This is a genomic window from Terrisporobacter muris (assembly GCF_024621905.1).
Classification (GTDB): Bacteria; Bacillota; Clostridia; order Peptostreptococcales; family Peptostreptococcaceae; genus Terrisporobacter; species Terrisporobacter muris.
This window is the reverse complement of record NZ_JANKBY010000511.1, coordinates 1-1745: the sequence shown is the minus strand read 5'-3', so window position 1 is coordinate 1745 and position 1745 is coordinate 1. Positions and strand designations below refer to the sequence as shown.

The 1745-nt window shown below is 29.3% G+C and carries 2 protein-coding genes and 1 pseudogene; all 3 read right to left on the bottom strand.

What is annotated here, in order from left to right:
* A pseudogene (locus NSA58_RS19785) lies at positions 1-231 on the bottom strand (DUF116 domain-containing protein); the annotation flags it as partial.
* Between the two features lie 7 nt (positions 232-238).
* The gene (gene fmt / locus NSA58_RS19780; RefSeq protein WP_074079180.1) at positions 239-1168 is read right to left on the bottom strand and encodes a methionyl-tRNA formyltransferase; all 930 of its coding nucleotides are present in this window, start codon (positions 1166-1168) and stop codon (positions 239-241) included.
* Positions 1169-1182: 14 nt separating this feature from the next.
* Positions 1183-1623, bottom strand: a complete 441-nt coding sequence (gene def, locus NSA58_RS19775; protein ID WP_039678910.1) for a peptide deformylase — start codon at positions 1621-1623, stop codon at positions 1183-1185.
* Positions 1624-1745 lie beyond the last annotated feature (122 nt).

The window sequence follows — 1745 nt, the reverse complement described above, 5'->3', positions numbered from 1 at the left end:
TGTATAATTTATTCTCATTAAATATCTATTGACTTCCTTATCATTTAAAATAAAATATGTTATCACAGTTGAAAATAATATTAATAATATTATTCCAATGACTATAAGATTTATCACTAAAGAAAGTATATTTATATATTTTGATAAGAATAAATGAATAAGCAAGGCACTTAAAATAAGAGTTATTAAAAAAACATTAACTACCTTAACGTATTTTTTTATATCAGTCATAATAAGCCTAACCTAGAATAGTATTCTCTTCGATCTTGTTTCCTTTTATATATTCACAAACTGCCACTCTTTTCTTGTTTGGCATTTGTATTTCTTCTATTAATAAAATATTCTCGTTTGTCGCTACTCTTATACCATCTTTATCAACTTTAAGTATTGTTCCACATGGTTTATTAGCACTTTCATTTAAAACCTTTGTTTTCCAAACTTTCATGGTTTTACCTTCATAAGTTGTATAAGCACTTGGCCAAGGATTTACTCCTCTGACTAAGTTATGAATTTCTCTGGCAGTCTTAGTAAAATCTATATTTCCTAAAGATTTATTCATCATAGGTGCATAAGAAGACTCTTCATCATTTTGCTTTATTCTTGGTGCACATCCTTTTTCTATTTGATTAATAGTTTCTATTAAAAGGTTTCCACCTTGTTCCATCATCATATCATGAAGCTCACCTGCTGTTATTTCATTACTTAAAGCAAATTCACTTTGAAGTATTATGTCTCCTGTATCTAATCCTTCATCCATGTACATTGTAGTAACACCTGTTTTTTCTTCTCCATTGATTATTACCCAGTTAATTGGTGCTGCTCCTCTATATTTTGGAAGTAAAGATACATGAACATTAATACATCCTAACTTTGGTATATCAAGCAATGCTTTAGGAAGAATTTGACCATAAGCTACTACTATTATTAAATCTGGATTAATTTCTTTTAAAGTATTTATAAATTCTTCATCTCTAGCCTTAACCGGTTGATACACATGTATACCATGTTCTAGAGCCAATTCTTTAACTGGTGGCATACCCATTTTTTTACCTCTACCAATTGGTTTATCGGCTTGAGTAACTACTCCTACTATATCTAGTTTTTCATTTATTAGTTTTTCTAGACATCCTTTTGCAATGTCTGGTGTTCCCATAAATACTATTTTCATTTATATCACTCCTACTATTTTTCTACTTTATCTACGAATAACACTCCGTCTAAGTGATCTATCTCATGACAGAAAGCTCTAGCTAATAATTCTTCGCCTTCTATTTCAAAAGTATTTCCATGTCTATCTTGAGCTCTTACTTTTACTACATAAGGTCTTTTAACATCTCCATTTTCTCCAGCTACACTTAAACAACCTTCTGCATCTATTTGTTCTCCACTAGTTTCTATTATTTCTGGATTTATAAGTTCTAATAAACCATCTCCTACATCTATTACAACTACTCTTTTTAGTATACTAACTTGTGGTGCTGCAAGTCCTACACCATCTGCCTCGTACATAGTATCAGCCATATCATCTAATAAATCTATTAATTTTTGGTCAAATTTTTCTACAACCTTTGATTTTTTTCTAAGTACTGGCTCTCCAATTTGAGCTATTTGTCTAATTGCCATAATTTTTCCTCCTATAATTAAAGAATATTGTTTGGATTAACATCTATTGAAATGTTTACATCTTTATCAAATACAATTTCCTTTTTCGTTATACATATATATTTTATTATACCTTTTAATAA

Bases quoted from the DNA above. Each gene is read 5' to 3' on its own strand.
- fmt (WP_074079180.1), bottom strand. From the start codon at position 1,168: ATGAAAATAGTATTTATGGGAACACCAGACATTGCAAAAGGATGTCTA.
- def (WP_039678910.1), bottom strand. From the start codon at position 1,623: ATGGCAATTAGACAAATAGCTCAAATTGGAGAGCCAGTACTTAGAAAA.